The sequence below is a fragment of the Dankookia rubra genome (assembly GCF_004355005.1).
Classification (GTDB): domain Bacteria; phylum Pseudomonadota; class Alphaproteobacteria; order Acetobacterales; family Acetobacteraceae; genus Paracraurococcus; species Paracraurococcus ruber_A.
Map to the genome: position 1 here is coordinate 24,540 of NZ_SMSJ01000020.1, position 22,097 is coordinate 46,636.

The following is a 22,097-nucleotide window of genomic DNA, read 5'->3' on the forward strand; positions in this document are numbered from 1 at the left end:
ACCGAACCCCGGCGATGGCGGCAGCGTTGGCGCGGCGCCCTCCCGGAGCCGCGCCGCCGATGTCCCTGCAGAGCATCCCCGGCGCCCGCGCGCTGGACGGGCTGAACTTCGCCCTGGCCGATGTCCGGGACGGGCTCGGCCCCTATCTCGCAGTCTATCTCCTGGCGCTCGGCTGGGACCCGGCGCAGACCGGCCTCGTCCTCGCTACCTCCGGCGTCGCCGGGCTGCTGGCCCAGGCACCGGCCGGGGTTCTGGTGGATGCGATGTCGGCGCGGCGGGCGGTCCTGGCCCTGGCCGCCCTTATGGTCACCACCACCTGCCTGCTGATCCCGGCTTTTCCCGGCTTCTGGCCGGTGGCGGCGCTGCAGGCGGCCAGCGGCATGGCCGCCGCGGTCTTCGCCCCGGCGATCGCCGCGCTCACCTTGGGACTGGCGGGCCGCGCCGCCTTCAGCCGCCGCACCGGGCGGAACGAGGCATTCAACCATACGGGCAACGCTGCCTCCGCCGCTGCGGCGGGCGGGCTCTCGCTCTGGTTCGGGCCAGTCGCGGTGTTCTGGCTGCTGGGCGGGATGGCATTGGCCAGCATCGCCGCCGCCCTGGCGATCCCGGCCAGCAGGATCGACGAGCGGCTGGCGCGCGGTGCCGACGAGAATGGCGGCGAGCACGTCTCGGCCTGGCGGACGCTGCTGACCTGCCGGCCGCTGCTTGTCTTCGCGCTGTGTGTCGCGCTGTTCCATCTGGCCAATGCGGCGATGCTGCCGCTGGTCGGGCAGAAGCTGGCGCAGCAGGACCTCAACCGCGGCACGGCGCTGATGTCGGTCTGCATCGTCGCGGCGCAGCTGGTGATGGTGCCAATGGCGGCGCTGGCCGGCGCCCGGGCCGATGCCTGGGGCCGCAAGCCGCTCTTCCTCGCCGGCTTCGCCGTGCTGACGCTGCGTGGCGTGCTCTACACCCTGTCAGATGATCCCTGGTGGCTGGTCGGGGTGCAGGCGCTGGACGGGGTCGGCGCCGGGCTGTTCGGCGCCCTGATGCCGATGATCACCGCCGACCTGACGCGGGGCACCGGGCATTTCGGCGCCGGGCTCGGTGCCGTCGCCACCGCGCAGGGTCTCGGCGCCTCGATCTCCAATGCCGCGGCCGGCTGGGTGGTGGTGCAAGCCGGCTATTCCGCGGCCTTCCTCGCCCTGGCCGCGACCGCGGCGGCTGGGGCGCTGCTGTTCTGGTGGGCGATGCCGGAGACGGCCGCGACGGCTACTGCGGCTTCAACGAGGCCAGAGTGGTCTCCTTCTCCGCTTCGCTGAGCGGGACCATCTGCTGCCAGACCGCGGCGGCCCAGGCCTGCGCATGGCGCGACAGGCGCTCCAGGTCGTGCTCGTCGAGGCCTTCGACGTATTCCGCGACACTCTCGCCCTCGTCGTCCCAGCCGGAGGCGATGTCGACGACGACGGCGGTCGCGTTCATCGCCTCGTCATCCAGGTCTCCCGCCTCGAAGGCGCCCATCTCCACCAGCTCAGGCACTTGGTGAGCGGTGACGACGGCAAGCGCCGCCGCCTCGCGCAGCGGCAGGCGGCCGTTCTCGTTCACCACCAACTCGGCCAGTGCCGCGATCGCCTCGCGCTCCATGTGTTCGCGCGCCTTGCGCCATTCCTGGATAGCCATGCGCCGCTCCCCTGCTCAGCCGCCGGCCATCGTCAGGCCCTCGACGCGGATCGTCGGGCTGTCTGTGCCGCGGCGGAATTCCAGGTCGTCCGCCGGGATCAGGTTCAGCAGCATCTCCTTCACATTACCGGCGATGGTGATCTCGCTCACCGGCTCGGCCAGGGCGCCGTCGCGGATCATGAAGCCGGCGGCGCCGCGACTGTAGTCGCCGGTCACGCCATTGACGCCCATGCCGATCAGCTCGGTGACGTAGATGCCCTCCCGGATATCGGCCATCAGCGCCGCTGGCGTCACGCTGCCGGGCTCGAGCCAAAGATTGGTGGTGGAGGGCGAGGGCGGGCCGCCGGTGCCACGGCTGGCATGCCCGGTCGAGACCATACCGAGTTGCCGGGCACTGCGCCAATCGAGGATCCAGGTGGTGAGGATGCCATCCTCGACGATGGCGCGACGGGTGCCCTTCATGCCCTCCCCATCGAAGGGGCGGCTGCGCAGGCCGCGCCGCCGGGTCGGGTCGTCGACCACCGTCAGCCCGGCCGCCATGACCCGCTGACCGAGCCTGTCGCCCAGGAAGGACGTGCCACGGGCGACCGCGGCGCCGTTGATGGCGCCCGAGAGGTGCCCGAGCAGCGAGGTGGCGACGCGTGGGTCGTAGATCACGGGGATGCGGGCGGTCTTCGGCCGGGTCGGGTTCAGCCGCGCCACCGCCTTCTCCCCGGCGCGACGACCGAGCATGGCGGCGTCCTCCAGGTCCTCCAGGTGGACGGTGCTGGAATAGTCGTAGTCGCGCTCCATCGCCGTCCCCTGCCCGGCCAGCGCGGTGACCGAGATGGAATGGCTGGTGCGGGCATATTCGCCGGCGAAGCCGTTGCTGGCGGCCATGGCGATGGCGTAGCGGCCCCAGCCGGCGGAAGCCCCTTCCGAGTTGCTGACGCCGGCGACGGCGAGCGCCGCATCCTCGGCCGCCGCGGCGCGGGCGATCAGCGCCGCGGCGTTCGGCTCCTCGGCATCCGCCAGGTCGAGATCGACCGCGACCAGCCCGTCCGGCGCGTCGGCGAGGCCGGCATGGGGGTCCTCCGGCACCACCCGTGCCATGGCGACGGCGCGCTCGGCCAGCGCGGCGAAGCCCTTCGGCGAAGGGTCGGTCGAGGAGACGATCGCCTGGCGCTGGCCGAGGAAGACGCGGAGGCCGAGGTCGAAACCCTCGGACCGCTCGAGCTGCTCGATCGCGCCGAGCCGGCGGGAGACATGGAGGGAAGCATTGCTGACCAGGATGGCGTCGGCGGCATCCGCCCCGGCCCGGCGGGCGGCAGCGACGAGGTCCTGCAGGGTATCGGCGTGGGTCATCCTGGTCTCCTCGGAGCCATGGCGGATGCCGGCTCCTCCGCGTGATCGGGGCGGCAAAGCGCTGCCGCCCCCGCTGGGTCAAGCGCGGGCCCGGCCCGCCGGATGGGTCAGGCCGCGAGCCCGTTGGCGATCTCCTGCAGGCCCGGCACCTTGCCAGCCGGGCCCAGCGCCGCGAGCGTCGGCGGCGCGCGGAAGGCCGCGCGTGCGGCTTCCTGCACGTCCGCGATGGTGACGGCGGCGATGCGGGCCTTGGTCTCCTCCACGGGGATGATGCGGCCATGCACCTGGATCTGCCGGGCGAGCTGTTCCGTTCGGCTGCCGGTGCTCTCCATCGACATGAGCAGGCTGGCGCGGAACTGCGCCTTGGCGCGGTCCAGCTCGTCCTGCGTCACGTCGGTCTGCACCTTGCGCAGTTCCTCGACCGTCACCGGGACAAGTTCCTCGGCCTCCTTCTCCCCGGTGCCGGCATAGACCGCGAAGAGCCCGCCGTCCTGGAAGGGATGGGCGAAGGAATAGATCGAATAAACCAGGCCGCGCTTCTCGCGGATCTCCTGGAACAACCGGGACGACATGCCGCCGCCGAGCAGCGTCGAGAGCAGCAGGGACGGGTAATACAGGCGGTCCTTGTAGCCCGCGGCCGGGAAGCCGAGAACGATATGCACCTGCTCGAGGTCGTCCTCCTCGCGGAACTCGCCGCCCACGTAGCGAGAGGCCTCGGGCGGCGGCGGCGCCACCTGCGGCAGGTCGGCGAAGTGGCGCTGCACGAGGTCGAGCATGGCCTCGTGCTCCACCGCACCGGCGGCGGCGACCACCATGCGCTCCGGCCCGTAGTGGTGGCGCATGTAGCTGGTCAGCGCCTCCCGCTTCATCCCCTTGATGACCTCCTCGGTGCCGAGGGTCGGGCGGCCCATGGGCTGGCCGGGATAGGCGGTGGTCTGGAAGTGGTCGAAGATGATGTCGTCCGGCGTGTCGTTCGCCTGGCCGATCTCCTGCAGGATGACGCCCCGCTCCCGCTCCAGCTCTTCCGGGATGAAGGTGGAATGGGTCAGGATGTCACCGATGATGTCGGCAGCCAGCCCCACATCCTCCTTCAGCACCTTGCAGTAGTAGGCGGTGTTCTCGCGGGAGGTATAGGCGTTCAGGTGGCCGCCCACATTCTCGATCTCGCGGGCGATCGCCAGCGCGTCGCGCTTCTCGGTGCCCTTGAAGGCCATGTGCTCGAGGAAGTGGGAGACGCCGTTCTCGGCCGCGCTCTCGTGCCGGGTACCGGCGGCGACATAGGCACCGAAGGAGACGGTCTCGACCCGCGGCATGTGCTCGGAGACGACGGTCAAGCCGTTGGGCAGGCGGGTGAGGCGGACGGCGTCGGACATGCGGTTTCCTCAGGGGAGATGGCAGCGGCAGCGGCGGCGACCATCCGGTCAGGGGGGCATCAGCCTGACATGTAGTACCGCGCAACGCCCAGCGCGACCGTTGCGCGGAAGCGGACCTTATCGGCCCGGGATGATGCGGGCCTGCCGCAGCCGGGCGAAGAGGTCGAAAAAGGCTTCGTCGGTCGGCTGGTAGTCGAGGAAGCCGAGCTTCCGGCTGCGGCCCATGTCGGTCACCACCTCAATCGGCCGGCCGAGATCGGCATCGGTGTGCCAGGCCGAGGCCAGCCGGCCGAGATCGGGCTCGGCCAGGCCGTGCCGCGCGGCGAGGTCCGCCCAGACCGGCCCGGCATCGGCCAGTTGCCGCTCCAACGGCGTCGGCTCGCCGGGGTAGGCCGCCGGCGCCAGCCCGAACCAGCCGGCGATCCGCCCCCACATCCAGCTCCAGCGGAAGACGTCGCCGTTCACCACGTTGAAGGCGAGGTCGCGCGCCGCCGGGGTGGTCGCCGCCCATTCCAGGTGGCGCGCCAGCAGCCGCGCATCGGTCATGTCGGTCAGCCCGTTCCACTGCGCGGCGGAGCCGGGGAACAGGAAGGGCCGGCCCGTCTCGCGGCAGACCGTGGCATAGGCCGCAAGGGTGACGCCCATGTTCATCGCGTTGCCGAGGGCATAGCCGATGATGGTGTGGGGCCGGTGCACGCTCCAGCCGAAGCCGTCGCGGGCGGCGGCGGCGAAGACCGCGTCCTCCTGCGCGTAGTAGAAGTTCTCGACATCGAGCCGCGGCTGCTCCTCGCGGAATGGCGTCGCCGGCAGGCGGCCCTTCCCATAGGCCTCGAAGGGGCCGAGGTAGTGCTTGAGCCCGGTGACCAGCGCGACGTGCCGCACCGTCCCGGCCGGCCGCAGGGCGTCGAGCAGGTTACGCACCATGGCGGCGTTGACGCGGATGTTCTCCGCCTCGGTTGGCTGCCGCATCCAGGTGGTGAGGAAGACATGGCTCGGCCGCGCCCCGTCCAGCGCCGCCCGCAGCCCGGCGGGGTCGAGCAGATCGGCGGCGACCGGCCGCAGCCCGTCGATGTCGGCCGGGGGGCGTCGCGCCAGCCCGGCCACCTCCCAGCCCTGGCCCAGCAGGTGCCGCGCCAGGTTGTTGCCGACGATGCCGCTGACGCCCACCACCAATGCCGATCCGTGCATGCCATCCGCCTTCCGCTATGGCGGCATCAACGGCGTGGCCGGCACATCGGTTGGGCGGCGGGCCAGGAGAAATCGGCAGGGCTGCCGCCCGGCCGGGCGAGGCCGGCCGGTTCGGGCGGGTCAGGCCGCGCGGTTGCGCCGGGCATGGGCGCGGACGAAATCCTCGACCGACCCGAGCCCGAGCGGCAGCACCGAGAACCGCTCCTCCCGTGCATAGAGATCGGCCAGCCGCGGCGGCAGGGGCGGGCGGAAGCCCACCGCGCGCTCCACCGCATCCGGGAATTTCGCGGGATGGGCGGTGGCGGCGACCACCACCGGGATGCCGGGGTCGGCCGGCGCATGCGCCCGCGCCGCGGCGGTGCCGACCGCGGTATGCGGGTCCGCCAGGTAGCCGGCCGTCTCCCGGAGGTGGCGGATCTCCTCCAGCGTGCCCTCGTCGGACAGGGCGAAGCCGTGGAACAGCCCGGCCGCCCGGCGCCAGGCGGCATCCGGCACCGGCATCCGTCCCTCGGCGCGGAAGCGGCGCATGGTCTCGGCCGTTGCTGCGGCGTCGCGGCCCAGCAGCTCGAAGAGCAGCCGCTCGAAGTTGGAGCTCACCTGGATGTCCATGCTGGGCGACAGGCTCGGCTCGACGCCTCGCACCGTCATGTCGTTGGCCGCCAGGAAGCGCGCCAGGATGTCGTTCCGATTGGCGCCGACGATCAGCCGCTCCACCGGCAGCCCCATCTCCCTGACAGCCCAGGCGGCGAGCACATTGCCGAAATTTCCGGTCGGCACGCTGAAGGCCACCGGCCGGTCCGGCGCGCCCAGGGCGAGTGCGGCATAGGCATAATAGGGGATCTGCGCCGCGACCCGGGCCCAGTTGATGGAATTGACGGCGGCCAGCCGCATCTCCTCCCTGAAGGGCGCGTCGCCGAACATCGCCTTCACCAGGTCCTGGCAGTCGTCGAAGCTGCCCTGGACCGCGAGGTTGGCGACGTTGTCCGACAGCACGGTCGTCATCTGCCGGCGCTGCACCTCGGAGGTCCGCCCCTCCGGATGGAGGATGACGATGTCGATGGCGCGGCGGTCGCGGCAGGCCTCGATCGCGGCCGAGCCGGTGTCGCCGCTGGTCGCTCCGACGATGGTGATCCGCTCGCCCCGCCGGGCCAGCACGTGGTCGAAGAGCCGCCCGAGCAGCTGCATCGCCATGTCCTTGAAGGCGAGCGTCGGCCCGTGGAACAGCTCGAGCGCGAAGGTCCGGGTGTCGAGCTGGACCAGCGGCGCGACGGCGGGGTGGCCGAAGCCGGCATAGGCCAGGCCGGTCATGCCGCGGAGCGTCTCGAGCGACAGCGTCTCCCCGGCAAACAGATGCATCAGCCGGGCCGAGAGCTCCGGGTAGGGCAGGCCGCGCAGGGCGCGCCATTCGGTGCCGGAGAGGTTCGGCCAGCTCTCCGGCAGGAAAAGGCCGCCATCCTCGGCGAGGCCGGCGAGCAGGACGCCTTCGAAGTCACGGGGGGCGGCCTGGCCGCGGGTGCTGAGGTAGCGCATGGGGCGCGGACCCTAATGCAGATCGCCGGGGGGCGGAACCGGCCGGAGGCCGTGGGGCTGCTGTGCCAACAACAAACCAGGGCAGCGTGCCGGACCGCAAGTCCGACGTGCCGCTCGGGACCTTGGCGGGAGCAGTCGGCAGGCGGAGGATGGGGCCCGTTGTTCATTCGCCGCGGATCGGTCCCCGGAAAGGACGCAGAATGCCCGCAACGGTCCCGCCTGCCCCCCAGGTCCTCATCGCCGGCGCCGGCCCGACCGGCCTTGTGCTTGCCCTCTCCCTGCTCCACCACGGCATCCGGCCCCGCATCCTGGACAAGGCCGCCGGGCCAGGCACGGCCTCCCGCGCCATGGTCGTGCAGGCGCGGACGCTGGAGCTCTACCGCCAGCTCGGCCTCGCCGAGGCGGTCATCGACCGCGGCATCAAGGTGGAGGCGCTGCACCTGCGCGAGACCGCCGCCGAGGTCGCCCAGGTCTCGCTGCAGGACCTTGGCAAGGGGCTGAGCCCCTATCCCTTCGCCCTCAGCTTCCCGCAGGACGATCACGAGCGTTTCCTGGTTGAGCGCTTGGCCGCTGCCGGCGTCGCGGTCGAGTGGGACACCGAGCTGGCGGGCTTCGCCGAGACCCCGGACGGCATCCGCGCCACGCTCCGCCGCGGCGGCTCTGAAACCGAAGCCGCGGCGGGCTATATCTGCGGCTGCGACGGCGCGCATAGCCGGGTGCGCCAGGTGCTCGGCCTCGGCTTCCCCGGCGGCACCTATGGCCAGCTCTTTTACGTGGCGGATGTCCGGCTCGCCGGGCCGTTCCAGCCGGACCTCTCGGTCAACCTCGCCACGCAGGGCTTCGCGCTGATGCTGCCGGTCCGCAGCCGCGGCATGAACCGGCTGATCGGCGTGGTCCCCGCATCGCTCGGCGACCGCCCCGGCCTTGGCTTCGAGGACCTCCGCGCCGAGGTGGAGGCGCTGCTCGACGTCCGCGTGGAGCAGGTGAACTGGTTCGCCACCTACCATGTCCATCACCGCGTCGCGGCCCGCTTCCGGCAGGGCCGCGCCTTCCTCGCCGGCGATGCCGGGCACATCCACAGCCCGGCCGGCGGCCAGGGGATGAACACCGGCATCGGCGACGCGGTGAACCTGGCCTGGAAGCTGGCCGAGGTGCTGCATGGCCGGGCCGCCCCCGCCATGCTCGATACCTACGAGTCGGAGCGCATCGGCTTCGCCCGCAGCCTGGTCGAGACCACCGACCGCGTCTTCCGCGGCGCGGTCTCGACCGGACTCGGCGGCCGGCTGGTCCGGCGCTGGCTGCTGCCGCGGCTGCTGCCGATCGCCGCCGGCTTCGAGGCCGGCCGGCACGCCTTCTTCCGGCTGATCTCGCAAATCCGCATTGCCTATCCGGACAGCGCGCTCAGCGAGGGCAAGGCCGGCGGCGTTGCAGCCGGGGACCGCCTGCCCTGGGTGGCCCCGCTCGACAACCACGCGCCGCTCGACGGCGGGGGCTGGCGCTTGCAGGTGCATGGCGCCGTCTCTCCCGCCCTGGCCGCCGCCGCCGCGGAGCGCCGGCTGCCGCTCGATGCCTTCCGCTGGACCGCGGCGGCAGGCCGCGCCGGGCTGGCGCGCGATGCCGCCTACCTGCTGCGGCCAGACGGGCATGTCGGCCTGGCCGAGCCCAGGCAGGATCCCGGGCGGCTGGCGGCCTATGCCGTGCGCCACGGCCTGAGCTTCGCATCGTAGGATTCGTGACGTGACCTTCGTGATGTGACCGGGCGTATGGCGCGCGGTATCGGTCAGCGTCGAGGGATGTTCCCATGCGCCGCCGCACCGCCCTGCTGCTTTCGCTGCTGCCGGTTCTCCTGCCGGGCCAGGCCAGCGCCCAGGCGACCTCGCCGCTGTCGCGCTTCGGCGGCCCGGCCATTCGCCTCGTCGTTCCCTTCGCCCCCGGCGGCGGTGCCGACACCGCGGCGCATATCCTCGCCCCCTCCCTCGCCGCCGCGCTCGGCCGGCCGGTGCTGGTGGAGAACCGCCCCGGCGGGCGCGGCATCCCCGGCGCCGATTTGGTCGCCCGCGCCAATCCGGACGGCCAGACGCTCGGCCTGACCAATACCGCCCCGCTCGGCATGGCGCCGCTGCTGGAAGCCCTGCCCTATGATCCCGACCGCGACTTCACCCATGTCGCGCTGATCGCCGAGACGCCGAGCGTGCTGCTGGTGCCGGCCGACAGCCGCTTCCAGACCTTCGATCTCTACCTCCGCGCCGCGCGGTCCTGGGCGCGCGGCCTGACCTATGGCAGCCCCGCCACTGGCAGCCTGCAGCACCTTCAGGGGGAAATGCTGGCCAAGGCCGCCGGGGCGCGGCTGACACATGTCGCCTATCGCGGCACCGGGCCGGCGCTGCTGGACCTGCTGAACGGCCAAGTGGACAGCATGATGGCGCCGCTCGCCAGCGCGATCGGCGCGGTGACGTCCGGCCGGGCCCGGGCACTGGCGGTCAGCGGCCCGGCGGCGGAGCCGTCGCTGCCTGGCGTGCCGGCCTTCGCTGCTCTTGGCTTCCCGCAGCTGACCGCGACGGCCTGGATGGGACTGAGCGGCCCGCGCGGTCTGCCGCCGACGTTGGTCGAGCGACTGAACGGCGAGGTCAACCGGATCATCGCCCTGCCGGAGGTGGCGGCGCAATTGCGCGCGGCCGGACTGACCCCGCCAGACCGGCCGCTGGACGCCGCAGCCTACCGGCAGCTGGTGGCGGATTTCGCCACGACTTGGCGGCCTGTGGTGGCAGCATCAGGGATGTCGGCGAAGTAAGACTTGAGCGCATTACGCCCACGCACTACGATCCTGCCGTCATGGCCTCCCCCCTTTCCATTCGGCTCGACGACAATGTTCTCGTCACCCTCGAAGGTGCCGCCAAGGCGCGCGGCATCGGCCTCGCCACCTATCTGCGCGAACTGGCCACAGCCGAGGCGCGGCGCATCCGCCGCGAGCGGATCCGCGAGCAGAGCCGGCAGGCTGCGGCCCATGTCGCCGGCTCACCGGAGGCGCAGGGATTCGTCGCCGACTGGGGCATCCCGACGGCAAAGGTCGAGCCTTGAGCCTGCCACTGCGGGCGGGCCAGATCGTCATTGCCGACTGGCGCGATGCGCTGCCAAGGGCGCCCAGCCGGCTCCGCCCCGCCATCGTGGTCGAGGACAGCGAGCTCTTCGACCCGGCCTACCCCAACGTCGTGCTGGTGCCGATCACCGAGGACGCCAGGCTCGGCATCGCCGACCTCAGCGTGTCCATCCCGCCTTCGGCGGAGAACGGCTGCACCAAGCTCTGTTTCGCTCTCGCGACGCATGTGACCGCGACCTCCAAGTCGCGCATCCGGCCGACGGAGTCCGCCATCACCCCCGACCAGCTCACCGCCATTCGCGCCCGCATCGGCATCGCGCTCGGCCTGTGATGCAGGACGCCCGCCGCTCCGCCCCCGCCGTCGCGCGCAACCGCGATCCGATCCTCGCCGTGCTGCGCCGGCACCTGCCGGAGACGGGCACCCTGCTGGAGGTCTCCGCCGGCACCGGGGAGCATGCGGTGCATTTCGCCGCCGCCTTCCCCGGCCTGATCTGGCAGCCGACCGACCCGGACCCGGCCGCCCGCGCCAGCATCGCCGCCTGGACACGCGCAGCAAAGCTGAACAACCTCCGCCCGCCGCTGGCGCTCGACACTGCGGCGGAGAACTGGCCGGTGGCGCGGGCCGATGCGGTTCTCTGCATCAACATGATCCACATCGCGCCCTGGGCGGCAGGGCTCGGCCTGCTGCGCGGCGCCGCGCGCATCCTGCCGCCGGGCGGAAAGCTGATCCTCTACGGGCCGTATAGGCAGGGCGGCGCGCACACCGCGCCATCGAACGCGGCCTTCGATGCCGGCCTTCGCGCCCAGGACCCGGACTGGGGCGTCCGCGCCCTCGAGACCGTTGCTGCCGAGGCCGCCGCCGCGGGCTTCGGCCCGCCCGAGATTGTCGAGATGCCGGCAAACAACCTGATGCCGATCTTCCGCCGCGCCGGCTGATGCGCCACCCTCCCCGCCAAGGGGAGAGAGACGCCGCCATGGACACCGACTACCTCGTCATCGGCGCCGGCTCGGCCGGCTGCGCCGTTGCCGCGCGTTTGGCCGAAAGCGGCGCCCGCGTCACGCTGCTGGAAGCCGGGCCGCGCGACCGCCATCCCTGGATCCACATCCCCGCCGGGATGATCAAGCTGCTGCAGAACCAGAAGCTGGTGAACTGGGGCTATGTCACCGAGCCGGAGAAGGGCTCGAACGACCGGGAGATTCGCTGGCCGCGCGGCCGCACCCTCGGCGGCTCCTCCTCGATCAACGGCATGCTTTATGTCCGCGGCAACCCCGCCGATTTCGACATCTGGGCACAGATGGGCTGCCGCGGCTGGTCCTATGACGAGGTCCTGCCCTTCTTCCGCAGGTCGGAAACCTACAGGCAGGGCGGCGACCCGGAGTATCGCGGCCAGGACGGCCCGCTGCAGGTGGAGGACTACCGCACCATCCTCCCCCTCACCCACCGCTTCATCGAGGCGGCGCAGCAGGCCGGCCATCCCTTCCGCCGCGACCTGAACGGGAAGGAGCAGGAAGGCGTCGGCTATTCGCAGATGACCCGCATCGGCCGCTGGCGCGGCTCGACCGCCCGCACCTACCTGGCGGCTGCCAAGGGGAAGGTGCGGGTCGAGACCGAGGCGCAGGTCGCACGGCTGCTCTTCGACGGCCGGCGCTGCACCGGCGCCGAGTTCCGCCAGCGCGGCACGCTGCGGATCATCCGCGCAGCGCGGGAGGTCATCGTCTCCGGCGGCGCGGTGAACTCGCCACACCTGCTGCAGCTGTCGGGCATCGGCCCCGCGGACCACCTGCGCGCACTCGGCATCGAGGTGCTGCAGGACATGCCCGCGGTCGGCGCCAACCTGCAGGACCACTATGTCTCCCGCGTCCAGCACCGGGTGCGCGACATGCTCAGCACCAACCAGCTGGCGCGCGGCGTCCGCCTGGCCGGCGAGGTGGCGAAGTTCTTCACCCGGGGCAACGGAGCCCTCACCTTCGGCGTCACCACCGCCCAGGTCTTCGCCCGCTCGCGCGAGGGCCTCGCCAGCCCCGACCTTCAGTTGCTGTTCACCCCGGCCAGCTACGCCGCGGGCAAGTTCGGCGTGCTGGAATCCGCCCCCGGCATGACCTGCGCCATCTGCCCGGTGAAGCCCGACAGCCGCGGCAGCGTCATGGCAAAATCGCCCGACCCCTTCGACCGCCCGGCCATCCGGCCCAACTACCTCGCGGCACGCAGCGACCAGGACCTGCTGGCGCGCGGCATCCGCATGGTGCGCGAGATCTTCGCCCAGCCGGCCATCGCCAGGTACAGCGTCGAGGAGATCCTGCCCGGCCCCGGCGCCGCCTCCGATGACGAGCTGCTGGCATTCAACCGGCAATACGGCACCACCATCTACCACCCCGTCGGCACCTGCCGGATGGGGGAGGACCCCGCCGCCGTGGTCGACAGCCGACTGCGGGTGCGCGGCATCGCCGGGCTGCGGGTCGCGGACGCTTCCGTTATGCCGACCTTGACTACCGGCAATACCAATGCTCCGACGATCATGATCGGCGAGAAGGCGGCGGCGATGATCCTCGAGGACGCGGCGGCGTAGGAAGCAAGCGCCGGGGATGGCACTCCTCCGGCGCCCTTCGTTTTCCGGGAGACGAACAATGATGGACGAGGGTATCGCCACGCTGAAAGGCATGATCGAGGCGGCAAGGCGGATCATCGTCTTCTCCGGCGCCGGGATCAGCACGGAATCGGGCATCCCCGACTTTCGCAGCCCGGGGACGGGGACCTGGGAAAAAATGAAGCCGATCTACTTCGACGAGTTCCTTCGCTCGCCCGAAGCCCGACGCGAGGCCTGGCGGCGCCGCTTCGAGAGTGACGCCACCCTGCGTGCCGCGGAGCCCAACCGCGGCCACCGTGCGGTCGCCCGGCTGGTGCGGGAGGGCAAGGTCCATGCGGTCATTACCCAGAACATCGACGGCCTCCACCAGGCCTCCGGCATCCCCGACGACCATGTGATCGAGTTGCACGGCAACACCACCTACGCCACCTGTCTCACCTGCGCGACGCGGCACGAGATCGCAGACATCCATGCCGCATTCGCCCAGACCGATCAGGTGCCGGACTGCCGCACCTGCGGCGGCCTGTTGAAGACCGCGACGGTCAGCTTCGGTCAGTCCATGCCGGAAGGCCCGATGCTGCGGGCACACGAAGCGGTGCAGGCGACCGACCTCTGCCTCGTCCTCGGCTCCTCCCTCGTGGTCTATCCGGCCGCGGGCTTCCCGGAGATGGCCAAGCGGCGCGGCGCCGGGCTGGTCATCCTCAACCGGCAGGAGACCGGGCTGGACCCGATCGCCGACCTGGTAATCCATGCCGGCATCGGCGACGTGCTGGGCGGCGCCGTCGGGGTGAACTGATCAGGCGAGCATGACGGCCTCGGCCCGCGCCAGCACGCGCGCCGCTGGCAGCACGATCTCGCAGCGCAGGCCCTTGGGATCCCAGCACAGCGACAGCGTCCCGCCGAGCTGCCGCGTCAGCGTCGCCTGCAGCACTCGGCTGCCGAAGCCCCGCCCGGCCGGCGCCACCGTGACCGGCGGTCCGCCGCGTTCCCGCCAGACCAGGCGCAGGCGCTCCGGCTGCTCCGCCAGCACCTCCCATTCCAGCGTCAGCACGCCATGAGGGCGCGACAGCGCGCCGTACTTCGTCGCATTCGTCGCCAGCTCGTGAATCGCCATGGCCAGCGGCTGCACTGCGGTCGCGGTGATCGTCACCGCCGGCCCGCGCAACTCGGCCCGCGGCCCGCCCTCCGCCCCGCTGAGGAAGACCGCCAATTCCTGCCGCGCCAGCAGGTCGAGCTCGACGCCATGCCATTGCGTATTGGACAGCAGGGCCAGCGCCTGGGCCAGCGCGCCGATCCGCCCGTCCACCTCGCGCACGAAGCCATCGAGGCTGGTCGCCCGGCTCAGCCGCAGGACCGCCCGCGCAGTGGCGAGCACGTTCTTCGCCCGGTGGTCCACCTCCCGCATCAGCAGGTCGCGGCGCAGCTCCGCCTCGCGCTGCTCGGAGATGTCCTGCACCAGCACCACCACCCGGCCCGGCTCCCCCGGCAGCGGGGCGGAGGAGACGCGGACCGGCAGGCGCAGCCCGTCGGGCCGCAGGTAGTCCTTCTCGAAGGGCTGCCACCAGCCATCCGCCTGCGCCTCCCGCCGCGCATTCTCGGACAGCGCCACATGCTCGGGCGCGGTCACCCGGCGCCAGTCCCAGTCCCCCGCCTCGAAGGCCTTCCGGTCGGTGCCGGTCATCTCCAGCAGCCTGTCATTCGCCACCAGCATCTTGCCGCTCGCCAGATCGAGCACCGCCATGCCTACCGCCCGGCTCTCGAATACCGCGCGGAAACGCTGCTCGGCCGCCTGCCGCGCTTCCGCCGCCGCCCGTGCCGTCGCCTCCCGCCGCAACGCCGCCTCGGCCGCCTCGGCCGCCCGGGCGCCGCGCAGCGCCAGCCAAGTGACCAGCAGCAGCGTCAGCGCCGCCGCCGCGGCCACCGCTCCGTAGACGCGAAGGTTGCCGTGCCAACGATCGAGCAGCGAGTCGGCATCGGCGCCGAAGCTGACATAGATCGGCCAGGTGCCGACCCGGCGATAGGAATAGACCCGCCGGCGCCCGTCCAGGCTCGAAACATCGGTGAAGGTTGCGCGGGCCTGCCCCTCGCCGACCCGACGGAAGACCGGGCTGGTCGGCGCCACGCGGTCGGGTGCCCCCGGCAGCGCCGGCTGGCGCACCAGGATGGCGCCGTCGGCGCGGAACAATGCCGCGGCATGGCGGAAGGGTGGCGCCGCCTCGGCATAGAAGCGTGCGAAGTAGTCCGGGCTGAGCGCGACATGGATGGTGCCGGCGAAGTTGCCCGCGGCGTCGCTGCGCCGCCGGCTGACGGCGAAGGAGGCGATGGTGGTGGCCCGGCCGGTGAAGGCCGCGCTGACATGGCTGCCGGCATCCGCCCGCTCGCGTTGTACCCTGAAGAACTCCCGGTCGGCGATCGACACCGACGGGTCCCAGGCCTGGCTGCCGGCACGGACCTGCCCATCGGCGTCGGCCACCCAGACCGAGACGATCTGGTCGAATGACGACGCCATGCTCCGCAGCAGATCGCTGGTCGCCGGTGCGGCCACCGCCTCGGCATCGAGGCGGCCGACATGGTCGGCGACCCAGGCCAGGATGAGGTTGGCGGTATCGAAGACCTTGGCCGCGTGTTCCTGCATCACGGCCGAGGTGCGGTCGACGGCGTCGGTGCCCTCCCGCAGCACCTCGCCACGGTTCCACCAGGCTGCGGCAGCGAAGACCAGCATCGGCACGAGCAAGGAGGCGGCCATGACGGCGCGATGCAGGCGAAGGGCAGGGGACGTCACGCTCGGTCAGGACTCCTGCGATGACGATCAAGGGAGTACCCAGGGCCGCCGGGAACCATTATCCTTATGATCAAACTGCGCTGCTCCCGCAACGTCGAATGACCCGCGATGCATGCTTCGCGACGGGCACGGGAATGGCCGCCCTACCCTGCCACCTGCCGCGGCCGCCAGATCGCCGTGTGCAGGACCTGCGTCACGGGGGCGCCTGCGCCATCCACCACCAGCACGTCGAGCTCGACGATTCGATGCCCCTTGCGCTCCGTATTGTCGGTCACCCGCGCGCGCGCCGTCAGGCTTTGCCCGACCCGCGGCGCGGCCAGCATCCGGACCCGGCTGCCGACATGGATCCAGGGGCCCAGCACCACATTCTGCACCAGCGCCTGGTTGCAGAGCCGCAGCACCTGCCCCGGATGCACCAGCCCCTCCCGGGCATAGATCGGGTCCACCTCCCGCACCGCGGCCAGGTAGTCGGCGGCGAGCGCCGGCGTGACCTCGAGCGGCGCGGTGCCGAGGACCATGCCGCGGGCGAGCGTTTGCTCGCTGGCCGGGGGCCGGCTCGCGGGCGGCGCGCGCCAAGGCCAAGCGTCGGGATCGGGCAGGGCGGCGGCGGCCGGCAGCGCCGCATAGCCGGTGGCGCAGGTCGCCTCGCCGTGGCGGACCGTCAGGGCGAGACCGTTGCCGGCCTCAGCTGCTTCCACCACCACGCGGTCGCCGTCATAGACCGGCGACTGGAAGCGGCATTCGGCGGTGCCGCGCTCCAGCCAGGCACGGCCCCAGCGGCGGACCGCGGGATGGCAGGCATAGGCATAGACCTCGACTCCCGGGACCAGCGCGCCGGTGAAGCCGAAGCGGCGCGCGACGGTGTCGTCGTGGATCTTGTTCTCGGACTGGGCCGAGAGGTTGTGGGCGAGCACCTCGTAGGGCTGGGACATGGCGTTTCCTCCGCTTTGCCGGAAGCGTGGCGGCTCGGGCGGGGTGCAGCAAGGTCGGGGAGAAGGTATTTTCCCCGAGCCCCTCATCCATTTTTCAGAGCCTGGCACCCTCCGCCTGGCGAATGCCAGGCCCACAAGAAGGACGGGGTTTGGGGTGGGAGTACTTCAAACTTCCCACCTTGCCTCGCCAGCTGCCTGGAAGCACCGTCCCGCATGGACACCGAACCCACGCACAGCCCCGGCGGCAAGGTCCGCCTGAAGGTCGCAGCCCATATCGTCTCGGCCGCCGGCTTCGACGGGCCGGGGAATTGCTACCGCTACTGGCTGGAGCGCCGGTGGGACGGCAAGCCCTTCGGCAGCCCGGGCTATGCCGTGCAGATCGGCATGAACCCCTCCGTCGCCAATATCGACTTCGACGACCCGACGGTGGCGCGCTGCGTCGAACGCGCCCGGCGCTGGGGCTACGGCGCCCTGGTGATGCTGAACGCCTTCGGCTACCGCGCCACCGACAAGATGCGGCTGCTGGAGGTCGCCGACCCGGTGGGCCCAGGCAATGACGACGCCATCCTGCGCTACGCGGCTGGGGCCGGCGTCGTCGTCGTCGGCTGGGGCAAGCCGCCCGAGCCGCTGAAGGCGCGCGGTGCCGAGGTGGCGGCGCGGCTGCGCGCGATCGGGGTGAAGCCGCTGTGCTTCAAGGTGAACGGCGACGGCAGCCCGAAGCACCCGCTGTACGTGGCGCTGGATGCGCCGCTGGTGCCCTACCCGACGCCACTCGGCTGAGCCGGCGCGGCGGCCTGCACCACGGGCGCCGGATTGCGCCCGGCCAGCCGGTCGGCCAGCCAGAACATCGCCGGGTTCAGCGCAATGGTGAGCAGCGCCACTGCCAGCACCAGGTCGCGCCCGACCTCGGGCAACACCTTCTCCGTCACGCCGAGCCCGGCCAGGATGAAGCTGAACTCGCCGATCTGGGCGAGGGAGGCGGCGATGGTCAGCGCCTCCCGTCCCGACATCCCGCGCACCCGCGCCATGGCCCAGGCCACAGCCGACTTGCCGAGCATCACGACCAGCACCGCGCCGGCGAGGCCCAGCGGCTCCCGCAGCAAAACGCCCGGGTCGAACAGCATTCCGACCGAAACGAAGAACAGCACCGCGAAGGCGTCGCGCAGCGGCAGCGTCTGCTCCGCCGCTTTCAGGCTCAGTGCCGATTGGCCCAGCACCAGGCCGGACAGGAAAGCGCCGAGGGCAAAGGATACACCAAAGGCGACGAAGGCGAGGTAGGCGACGCCGAGCGCCGCGACCAGGGCGGCGAGGGAGAACAGCTCCCGCGACCGCAGCGCGCCGACCATCGACAGCGCCGCCGGCATGACCCGGCTGCCGACCAGCAGCATGAACGCGACGAAGGCCGCCAGCTTGCCGAGGGTGACCAGCAGGGAAACCAGCACACCCCCGTCCCCCACTCCCATCCCGGCCAGCATGCCCGCCGGCGTCCGCCCATCCAGCAGCGCCGCGGCGACGGGCACCAGAACCAGGGCGAGGACCATCGCCAGGTCCTCCACCACCAGCCAGCCGATCGCCACATGCCCCTCGCGCGAGGCCGTATCTCCGCGTTCCTGCAGGCTGCGGAGTACCACGACGGTGCTGGCGACCGACAGGCAGATGCCGAAGACCAGTCCCTGCCCATTGGTCCAGCCGAGCAGCCGCGCCAAGCCCCAGCCCAGCAGCGTCACCACCGTGACGCCCGCCAGCGCGCCGGGTACCGCGACGCCCCTCACCTGCACCAAGTCCTGCGGGGAGAAGTGCAGGCCGACGCCGAACATCAGCAGGATAATGCCAATCTCCGACAGTTCCCCCGCCAGTTCCAGGTTGCCGATATAGCCCGGGGTATGGGGCCCGATCAGCACACCGGCGACCAGGTAGCCAACCAGCGGCGGCAGCCGCAGCTTACGCGCGGTCACGCCCAGCAGCAACGCCACGGTCAGGGCGGCGACCAGGGTCGTGATCAGCGGGGTGGAGTGCGGCATGCCCCTATGTGCGGGATTCCGGGGCGCGATGCACGCCGCGCGTCATGCTTCCAGGTAACGGCTCTGCAGGTGGGCGGTGAAATCCGCCGGGTCGAGCGGCTTGCCAGTAGCGAAGCGCAGGAGGTCCTGAAAGCCGAGCCGGGCGCCCTGGCCATGCACCCGCTCGCGCAGCCAGCTCATCAGCGGCCGCAGGTCGCCAAGCGCCAGCGCGTCGTCGAGTCCAGCGACGTCGTGCCGTGCCGCGCACATCAGTTGCGCCGCGGCCATCGCGCCTAGGGTGTAGCTGGGGAAATAGCCGAAGGCGCCGTCATGCCAATGGATGTCCTGCAGGCAGCCCCGCGCGTCGTCAGGTGGGGCGATGCCGAGCAGGGCGCGGAAACCATCGTTCCAGGCGCCGGGCAGGTCGGCCACCGCCAGGTCGCCGCCGATCAGCGCGCGTTCGAGCCGGAAGCGCAGGATGACATGCGCGGGATAGGTCAGCTCGTCGGCATCGACCCGGATGAAGCCGCGCGAGACATGCCGCCAGTGCGCCGCAAGGTTGGCTGTGCTGTAGGCGGCCGGGTCGCCGCCGAAACTGGCGCGCAGCTCACCGCCGAGAAAGCCGAGGAAGGCATCCGACCGGCAGGCCTGCATCTCGACGATCAGGGACTGCGACTCGTGCGCTGCCATCCCTGCCGCCTCGCCGACCGGCTGGCGTGCCCAAGGCTCCGGCAGGCCGCGCTCGTATTGCGCATGTCCGGTCTCGTGCAGCACGCCCATCAGCGCCTTGGCAACGTCCTGCTCGGCATAGAAGGTGGTGATGCGCACATCGGTCGGCGTGCCGCCGCAGAAGGGGTGCAGGCTCTCGTCCAGCCGCGCGTGCGCATAGTCCAGCCCGACGCGCTGCGACATCCGCTGGCACAGCGCCTTTTGCGCCGCGACCGGAAAGGGGCCGGGCAGCGGGATGGCGGCGGGGCGGCGGGCCTGGATTGCCTCGGCCCGCGGCAGGGCATCCTTCAGGAAAGCCTCGTAGGCGGTGAAGACCGGCTCGACCTCGGCGGCCGTCACGCCGCGCTGGTAGCCTTCCATCAGCGAGTCGTAGGGCGACAGGCCGGTCAGCGCCGAGAGCGCCTGCGCCATCTCCCGCTGCAGCCGCACCACTTCGGTCAGCGCCGGGCGGACCAGGGGGAAGTCGGCCTTCGCCTTGGCCTCGCGCCAGATGTTCTCGCAAGCGCTGTTGGCCCGCGCCATCGCCTCGACCAGCTGGGTCGGCAGAGCGGAGGCGCGGAGATGGGCGCGGCGCATCAGGTCGAGGTTGGGGGCGTCCCATTCGCCGGTGGCCTCGGCGCCGTCGAGGTCGTCGGCGACTTCCGGCGCGGCCAGCAGATCGTGCGTCAGGCCGGCCAGCGTCGCCAGTTGCTCGCCACGTGCCACGGCGCCGCCGGGCGGCATCATGGCGCTCGCATCCCAGTGCAGCATGGCCTGCGCCTCACCCAGCGTGGCGATGCGGGCAAAGCGGGATTTCAGGCGGTCATAGGCGGCGTTCATACCGGATCCCTCGTGCTGCGATGACGGGTTGGAATGGACGGTGGTCATGCGCGACCGGCCGCGGCTACAGACCGGGCCGCGCCGGCTCCGAGGCGGGCTGCCGCTTTCGCAGCATGAAGGCCGCCACCACGCCGACCAGCGCCGCCGCCAGCCCGAACCAGGTGATGGCATAACCGAGATGCGGGTTGTTCGGCCGCGGCAGGGTGGTGGGCGCCGCCGGCAGCGTGGCGGGCGGCGTGCCGGGCGGCGACAGCGCCACCAAGCCGAAGGGGGCGGGCGGCGACAAGCCGAGCGCCGCGCCGATCGCCGCGGTATCGAGAATGTAGAAGCGCCGTCCGGCCGGATCGTCCTTCGGGCTGTTCCAGTCGCGCTCGTCGGGCGGGCGGACATAGCCGGTGACGGAGACCTTGCCCTCAGGCCGGCCCACCGGCCGGTCGCGCTCGATCGGCACCCATCCGCGATCCACCAGCAGCGGCGGCGCGCCCTCCCGCAGCAGGGGTACCAGCAGGTGGGCGCCAAGGGTGGTGCCGCGAACCTCAAGGCCCAACAACGCCTCCCGCCCATGGTCGAAGCGACCGGTGGCGACGACCTTGGTGTAAGGGGTGGGCGCGGAGCCGAGCGGCACCGGCGGCCCGGCCTCGGAGGCCGTGATGGTCGCCAGCATGTCAGTCTTCCAGACAAGACGTCGTACTTGCCAGATGCCGAGCGCCAGGAGCACGGCCAGAACCGGCAGGGCAACCAGCACCGGCGCCCAACGCTTGAGGATCACGGGGCGGGAACACGCAAGCGGTGGCGGTACTGCAGCGCGACCAGCAGCGCCTTGGCAACGCGCATCACCGCCAGCGACAGCACCAGGATCACCACCGGCCAGACCAGCGCATGCACCCAGAACGAGGGCTGGTATTTGATGTCAACCACCAGCGCCATGATCACCACCAGCGCGCCGACGATGAAGATGCCGGCCATCGCCGGGCCATCCCCAGAGTCATGAGCCCGAAGGTCGAGGCCGCAGGCCAAGCAGGCCTCCCGCACCCTCAGCAGCCCGGAAAACAAAGGGCCGCTGCCGCAACGCGGACAGCGGCCCAGCAGTGCGGCCGGCGCCAGGGGCGCCGGTCCGGTGGCATCGTCCATCAGTGCTGGGCGATCTCGCCCGCACCGAGGAAGTAGATGCAGACGAAGAGGAACAGCCACACCACGTCGACGAAGTGCCAGTACCAAGCCGCCGCCTCGAAGCCGAAATGCCGCTGCGGGGTGAAGCCGCCCTTGATCGCGCGGATCAGGCAGACCAGCAGGAAGGTGGTGCCGATGATGACGTGGAAGCCGTGGAAGCCGGTGGCTAGGAAGAAGACCGAAGGATAGACGCCGCCGGTGAAGTGGAACGGGGCCTCGGCATACTCGATCGCCTGGAAGGTGCTGAAGCTGATGCCGAGCAGGACGGTGATCGCCAGGCCGGCGACCAGCCCCTTGCGGTCGCCGTGGAGCAGCGAGTGGTGCGCCCAGGTCACCGTGCAGCCCGACAGCAGCAGGATCATGGTGTTCAGGAAGGGCAGACCGAAGGGATCGAAGGTCAGCACGCCCTTCGGCGGCCAGACCGCGACCGCGGCACCGGAGACATGTTCCGGGTAAAGCGCGAAGTGGAAATAGGCCCAGAAGAAGGCGACGAAGAACATGACCTCGGAGGCGATGAACAGGGTCATGCCATAACGCAGGCCGATCCGCACCACCGGGGTATGCAGGCCGGGCGTCCGCGACTCGATCAGGACGTCGCGCCACCAGAAGAACATGGTCGCCAGAACGCCGGCGATGCCGAGGTAGAGCATCCAGTGAATGCCCTCGTGCGCCAGCAGGATGATGCCGAGCACCAAGGCGCCGCCGGCGAAGCTGCCGACGATCGGCCAGGGCGAGGGATCCACCAAGTGGTAGGGGTGCTTGTGCAGCGGGGCAGGCTCCGCCGCGATCTCAGTGGTGCTGGCCATGTCTCGTCCTGGTCCGATCTCTCAGGCGAGGCCCCGAAAGGCCCTGTCGCCGGGTATGCACATCAATCCCGGAAAATCCCGCC

Annotated in this window: 21 protein-coding genes; 9 read left to right on the forward strand and 12 right to left on the reverse strand. The window is 71.4% G+C overall.

Annotation, left to right across the window (positions count from 1 at the left end):
* Window positions 1–59 precede the first annotated feature (59 nt).
* On the forward strand, window positions 60–1,301 hold the full coding sequence (locus E2C06_RS16255) for an MFS transporter (RefSeq protein WP_133289666.1): 1,242 nt from the start codon (window positions 60–62) through the stop codon (window positions 1,299–1,301).
* Here E2C06_RS16255 and E2C06_RS16260 read toward each other — a convergent pair.
* The 5 genes from E2C06_RS16260 to thrC all read right to left on the reverse strand — a co-directional run bounded on the left by E2C06_RS16260 (window position 1,252) and on the right by thrC (window position 7,094).
* On the reverse strand, window positions 1,252–1,659 hold the full coding sequence (locus E2C06_RS16260) for a hypothetical protein (RefSeq protein WP_133289667.1): 408 nt from the start codon (window positions 1,657–1,659) through the stop codon (window positions 1,252–1,254). The genes E2C06_RS16255 and E2C06_RS16260 overlap by 50 nt on opposite strands.
* 15 nt (window positions 1,660–1,674) lie before the next feature.
* Window positions 1,675–3,003 carry a TldD/PmbA family protein gene (locus E2C06_RS16265; RefSeq protein ID WP_133289668.1) on the reverse strand — a complete coding sequence of 443 codons (1,329 nt, stop codon included), beginning with the start codon at window positions 3,001–3,003 and terminating at the stop codon, window positions 1,675–1,677.
* 107 nt (window positions 3,004–3,110) lie between these two features.
* A complete protein-coding gene (locus tag E2C06_RS16270) occupies window positions 3,111–4,376 on the reverse strand; it encodes a M16 family metallopeptidase (protein WP_133289669.1) in 1,266 nt (421 codons plus the stop codon).
* Window positions 4,377–4,493: 117 nt separating this feature from the next.
* Window positions 4,494–5,564 carry an SDR family oxidoreductase gene (locus E2C06_RS16275; RefSeq protein ID WP_133289670.1) on the reverse strand — a complete coding sequence of 357 codons (1,071 nt, stop codon included), beginning with the start codon at window positions 5,562–5,564 and terminating at the stop codon, window positions 4,494–4,496.
* A 120-nt stretch (window positions 5,565–5,684) separates the two neighbouring features.
* The gene (gene thrC / locus E2C06_RS16280) at window positions 5,685–7,094 is read right to left on the reverse strand and encodes a threonine synthase (protein ID WP_133289671.1); all 1,410 of its coding nucleotides are present in this window, start codon (window positions 7,092–7,094) and stop codon (window positions 5,685–5,687) included.
* Window positions 7,095–7,294: 200 nt separating this feature from the next.
* Between thrC and E2C06_RS16285 the strand changes: the two genes are divergently transcribed.
* The 7 genes from E2C06_RS16285 to E2C06_RS16315 all read left to right on the forward strand — a co-directional run bounded on the left by E2C06_RS16285 (window position 7,295) and on the right by E2C06_RS16315 (window position 13,572).
* Entirely contained in the window at window positions 7,295–8,821 is a 1,527-nt protein-coding gene (locus E2C06_RS16285) for an FAD-dependent monooxygenase (protein ID WP_133289672.1), read from the forward strand.
* A 74-nt stretch (window positions 8,822–8,895) separates the two neighbouring features.
* On the forward strand, window positions 8,896–9,885 hold the full coding sequence (locus E2C06_RS16290; RefSeq protein WP_133289673.1) for a tripartite tricarboxylate transporter substrate binding protein: 990 nt from the start codon (window positions 8,896–8,898) through the stop codon (window positions 9,883–9,885).
* A 41-nt stretch (window positions 9,886–9,926) separates the two neighbouring features.
* Window positions 9,927–10,172, forward strand: coding sequence for a hypothetical protein (locus tag E2C06_RS16295; RefSeq protein ID WP_133289674.1), 246 nt, complete (start codon window positions 9,927–9,929; stop codon window positions 10,170–10,172).
* Complete coding sequence (locus E2C06_RS16300) at window positions 10,169–10,522, forward strand: type II toxin-antitoxin system PemK/MazF family toxin (protein ID WP_241671314.1); 354 nt, start codon at window positions 10,169–10,171, stop codon at window positions 10,520–10,522. The genes E2C06_RS16295 and E2C06_RS16300 overlap by 4 nt, the downstream gene beginning before the upstream one ends.
* Complete coding sequence (locus tag E2C06_RS16305) at window positions 10,522–11,127, forward strand: DUF938 domain-containing protein (RefSeq protein ID WP_133289675.1); 606 nt, start codon at window positions 10,522–10,524, stop codon at window positions 11,125–11,127. The genes E2C06_RS16300 and E2C06_RS16305 overlap by 1 nt, the downstream gene beginning before the upstream one ends.
* A gap of 38 nt (window positions 11,128–11,165) precedes the next feature.
* Window positions 11,166–12,758 carry a GMC family oxidoreductase gene (locus E2C06_RS16310; RefSeq protein WP_206664561.1) on the forward strand — a complete coding sequence of 531 codons (1,593 nt, stop codon included), beginning with the start codon at window positions 11,166–11,168 and terminating at the stop codon, window positions 12,756–12,758.
* A 58-nt stretch (window positions 12,759–12,816) separates the two neighbouring features.
* Window positions 12,817–13,572 carry an SIR2 family NAD-dependent protein deacylase gene (locus E2C06_RS16315; protein ID WP_206664562.1) on the forward strand — a complete coding sequence of 252 codons (756 nt, stop codon included), beginning with the start codon at window positions 12,817–12,819 and terminating at the stop codon, window positions 13,570–13,572.
* On the opposite strand, the gene E2C06_RS16320 is transcribed toward E2C06_RS16315, so the two are convergent.
* On the reverse strand, window positions 13,573–15,558 hold the full coding sequence (locus E2C06_RS16320; RefSeq protein WP_133289677.1) for an HWE histidine kinase domain-containing protein: 1,986 nt from the start codon (window positions 15,556–15,558) through the stop codon (window positions 13,573–13,575).
* Between the two features lie 143 nt (window positions 15,559–15,701).
* Window positions 15,702–16,490: a MaoC family dehydratase gene (locus E2C06_RS16325; protein WP_133289678.1), complete on the reverse strand. Its 789-nt coding sequence runs from the start codon at window positions 16,488–16,490 to the stop codon at window positions 15,702–15,704.
* Between the two features lie 213 nt (window positions 16,491–16,703).
* Here E2C06_RS16325 and E2C06_RS16330 point away from each other — a divergent pair, with 213 nt between their 5' ends.
* A complete protein-coding gene (locus tag E2C06_RS16330) occupies window positions 16,704–17,270 on the forward strand; it encodes a DUF1643 domain-containing protein (protein ID WP_133289679.1) in 567 nt (188 codons plus the stop codon).
* On the opposite strand, the gene E2C06_RS16335 is transcribed toward E2C06_RS16330, so the two are convergent.
* From E2C06_RS16335 to E2C06_RS16355, 5 genes are all read right to left on the reverse strand, one after another.
* Window positions 17,249–18,511, reverse strand: coding sequence for a cation:proton antiporter domain-containing protein (locus E2C06_RS16335; protein ID WP_133289680.1), 1,263 nt, complete (start codon window positions 18,509–18,511; stop codon window positions 17,249–17,251). The two genes, E2C06_RS16330 and E2C06_RS16335, sit on opposite strands and share 22 nt — an antisense overlap.
* Before the next feature lie 42 nt (window positions 18,512–18,553).
* Window positions 18,554–20,038, reverse strand: coding sequence for a carboxypeptidase M32 (locus E2C06_RS16340; protein ID WP_133289681.1), 1,485 nt, complete (start codon window positions 20,036–20,038; stop codon window positions 18,554–18,556).
* 64 nt (window positions 20,039–20,102) lie between these two features.
* Window positions 20,103–20,807 carry an SURF1 family protein gene (locus tag E2C06_RS16345; protein WP_133289682.1) on the reverse strand — a complete coding sequence of 235 codons (705 nt, stop codon included), beginning with the start codon at window positions 20,805–20,807 and terminating at the stop codon, window positions 20,103–20,105.
* Window positions 20,804–21,169, reverse strand: a complete 366-nt coding sequence (locus tag E2C06_RS16350) for a DUF983 domain-containing protein (RefSeq protein ID WP_133289683.1) — start codon at window positions 21,167–21,169, stop codon at window positions 20,804–20,806. The genes E2C06_RS16345 and E2C06_RS16350 overlap by 4 nt, the downstream gene beginning before the upstream one ends.
* Window positions 21,169–22,014: a cytochrome c oxidase subunit 3 gene (locus tag E2C06_RS16355; protein WP_133289684.1), complete on the reverse strand. Its 846-nt coding sequence runs from the start codon at window positions 22,012–22,014 to the stop codon at window positions 21,169–21,171. The genes E2C06_RS16350 and E2C06_RS16355 overlap by 1 nt, the downstream gene beginning before the upstream one ends.
* Between the last annotated feature and the right edge of the window lie 83 nt (window positions 22,015–22,097).

Coding starts and splice junctions, on each gene's coding strand:
- E2C06_RS16305 (WP_133289675.1), top strand. CDS start 10,522: ATGCAGGACGCCCGCCGCTCCGCCCCCGCCGTCGCGCGCAACCGCGAT.
- E2C06_RS16315 (WP_206664562.1), top strand. CDS start 12,817: ATGATGGACGAGGGTATCGCCACGCTGAAAGGCATGATCGAGGCGGCA.
- E2C06_RS16310 (WP_206664561.1), top strand. CDS start 11,166: ATGGACACCGACTACCTCGTCATCGGCGCCGGCTCGGCCGGCTGCGCC.
- E2C06_RS16275 (WP_133289670.1), bottom strand. CDS start 5,564: ATGCACGGATCGGCATTGGTGGTGGGCGTCAGCGGCATCGTCGGCAAC.
- E2C06_RS16350 (WP_133289683.1), bottom strand. CDS start 21,169: ATGGACGATGCCACCGGACCGGCGCCCCTGGCGCCGGCCGCACTGCTG.
- E2C06_RS16355 (WP_133289684.1), bottom strand. CDS start 22,014: ATGGCCAGCACCACTGAGATCGCGGCGGAGCCTGCCCCGCTGCACAAG.
- E2C06_RS16270 (WP_133289669.1), bottom strand. CDS start 4,376: ATGTCCGACGCCGTCCGCCTCACCCGCCTGCCCAACGGCTTGACCGTC.
- E2C06_RS16335 (WP_133289680.1), bottom strand. CDS start 18,511: ATGCCGCACTCCACCCCGCTGATCACGACCCTGGTCGCCGCCCTGACC.
- E2C06_RS16330 (WP_133289679.1), top strand. CDS start 16,704: ATGGACACCGAACCCACGCACAGCCCCGGCGGCAAGGTCCGCCTGAAG.
- E2C06_RS16325 (WP_133289678.1), bottom strand. CDS start 16,490: ATGTCCCAGCCCTACGAGGTGCTCGCCCACAACCTCTCGGCCCAGTCC.
- E2C06_RS16255 (WP_133289666.1), top strand. CDS start 60: ATGTCCCTGCAGAGCATCCCCGGCGCCCGCGCGCTGGACGGGCTGAAC.
- E2C06_RS16265 (WP_133289668.1), bottom strand. CDS start 3,003: ATGACCCACGCCGATACCCTGCAGGACCTCGTCGCTGCCGCCCGCCGG.
- thrC (WP_133289671.1), bottom strand. CDS start 7,094: ATGCGCTACCTCAGCACCCGCGGCCAGGCCGCCCCCCGTGACTTCGAA.
- E2C06_RS16260 (WP_133289667.1), bottom strand. CDS start 1,659: ATGGCTATCCAGGAATGGCGCAAGGCGCGCGAACACATGGAGCGCGAG.
- E2C06_RS16285 (WP_133289672.1), top strand. CDS start 7,295: ATGCCCGCAACGGTCCCGCCTGCCCCCCAGGTCCTCATCGCCGGCGCC.
- E2C06_RS16295 (WP_133289674.1), top strand. CDS start 9,927: ATGGCCTCCCCCCTTTCCATTCGGCTCGACGACAATGTTCTCGTCACC.
- E2C06_RS16290 (WP_133289673.1), top strand. CDS start 8,896: ATGCGCCGCCGCACCGCCCTGCTGCTTTCGCTGCTGCCGGTTCTCCTG.
- E2C06_RS16340 (WP_133289681.1), bottom strand. CDS start 20,038: ATGAACGCCGCCTATGACCGCCTGAAATCCCGCTTTGCCCGCATCGCC.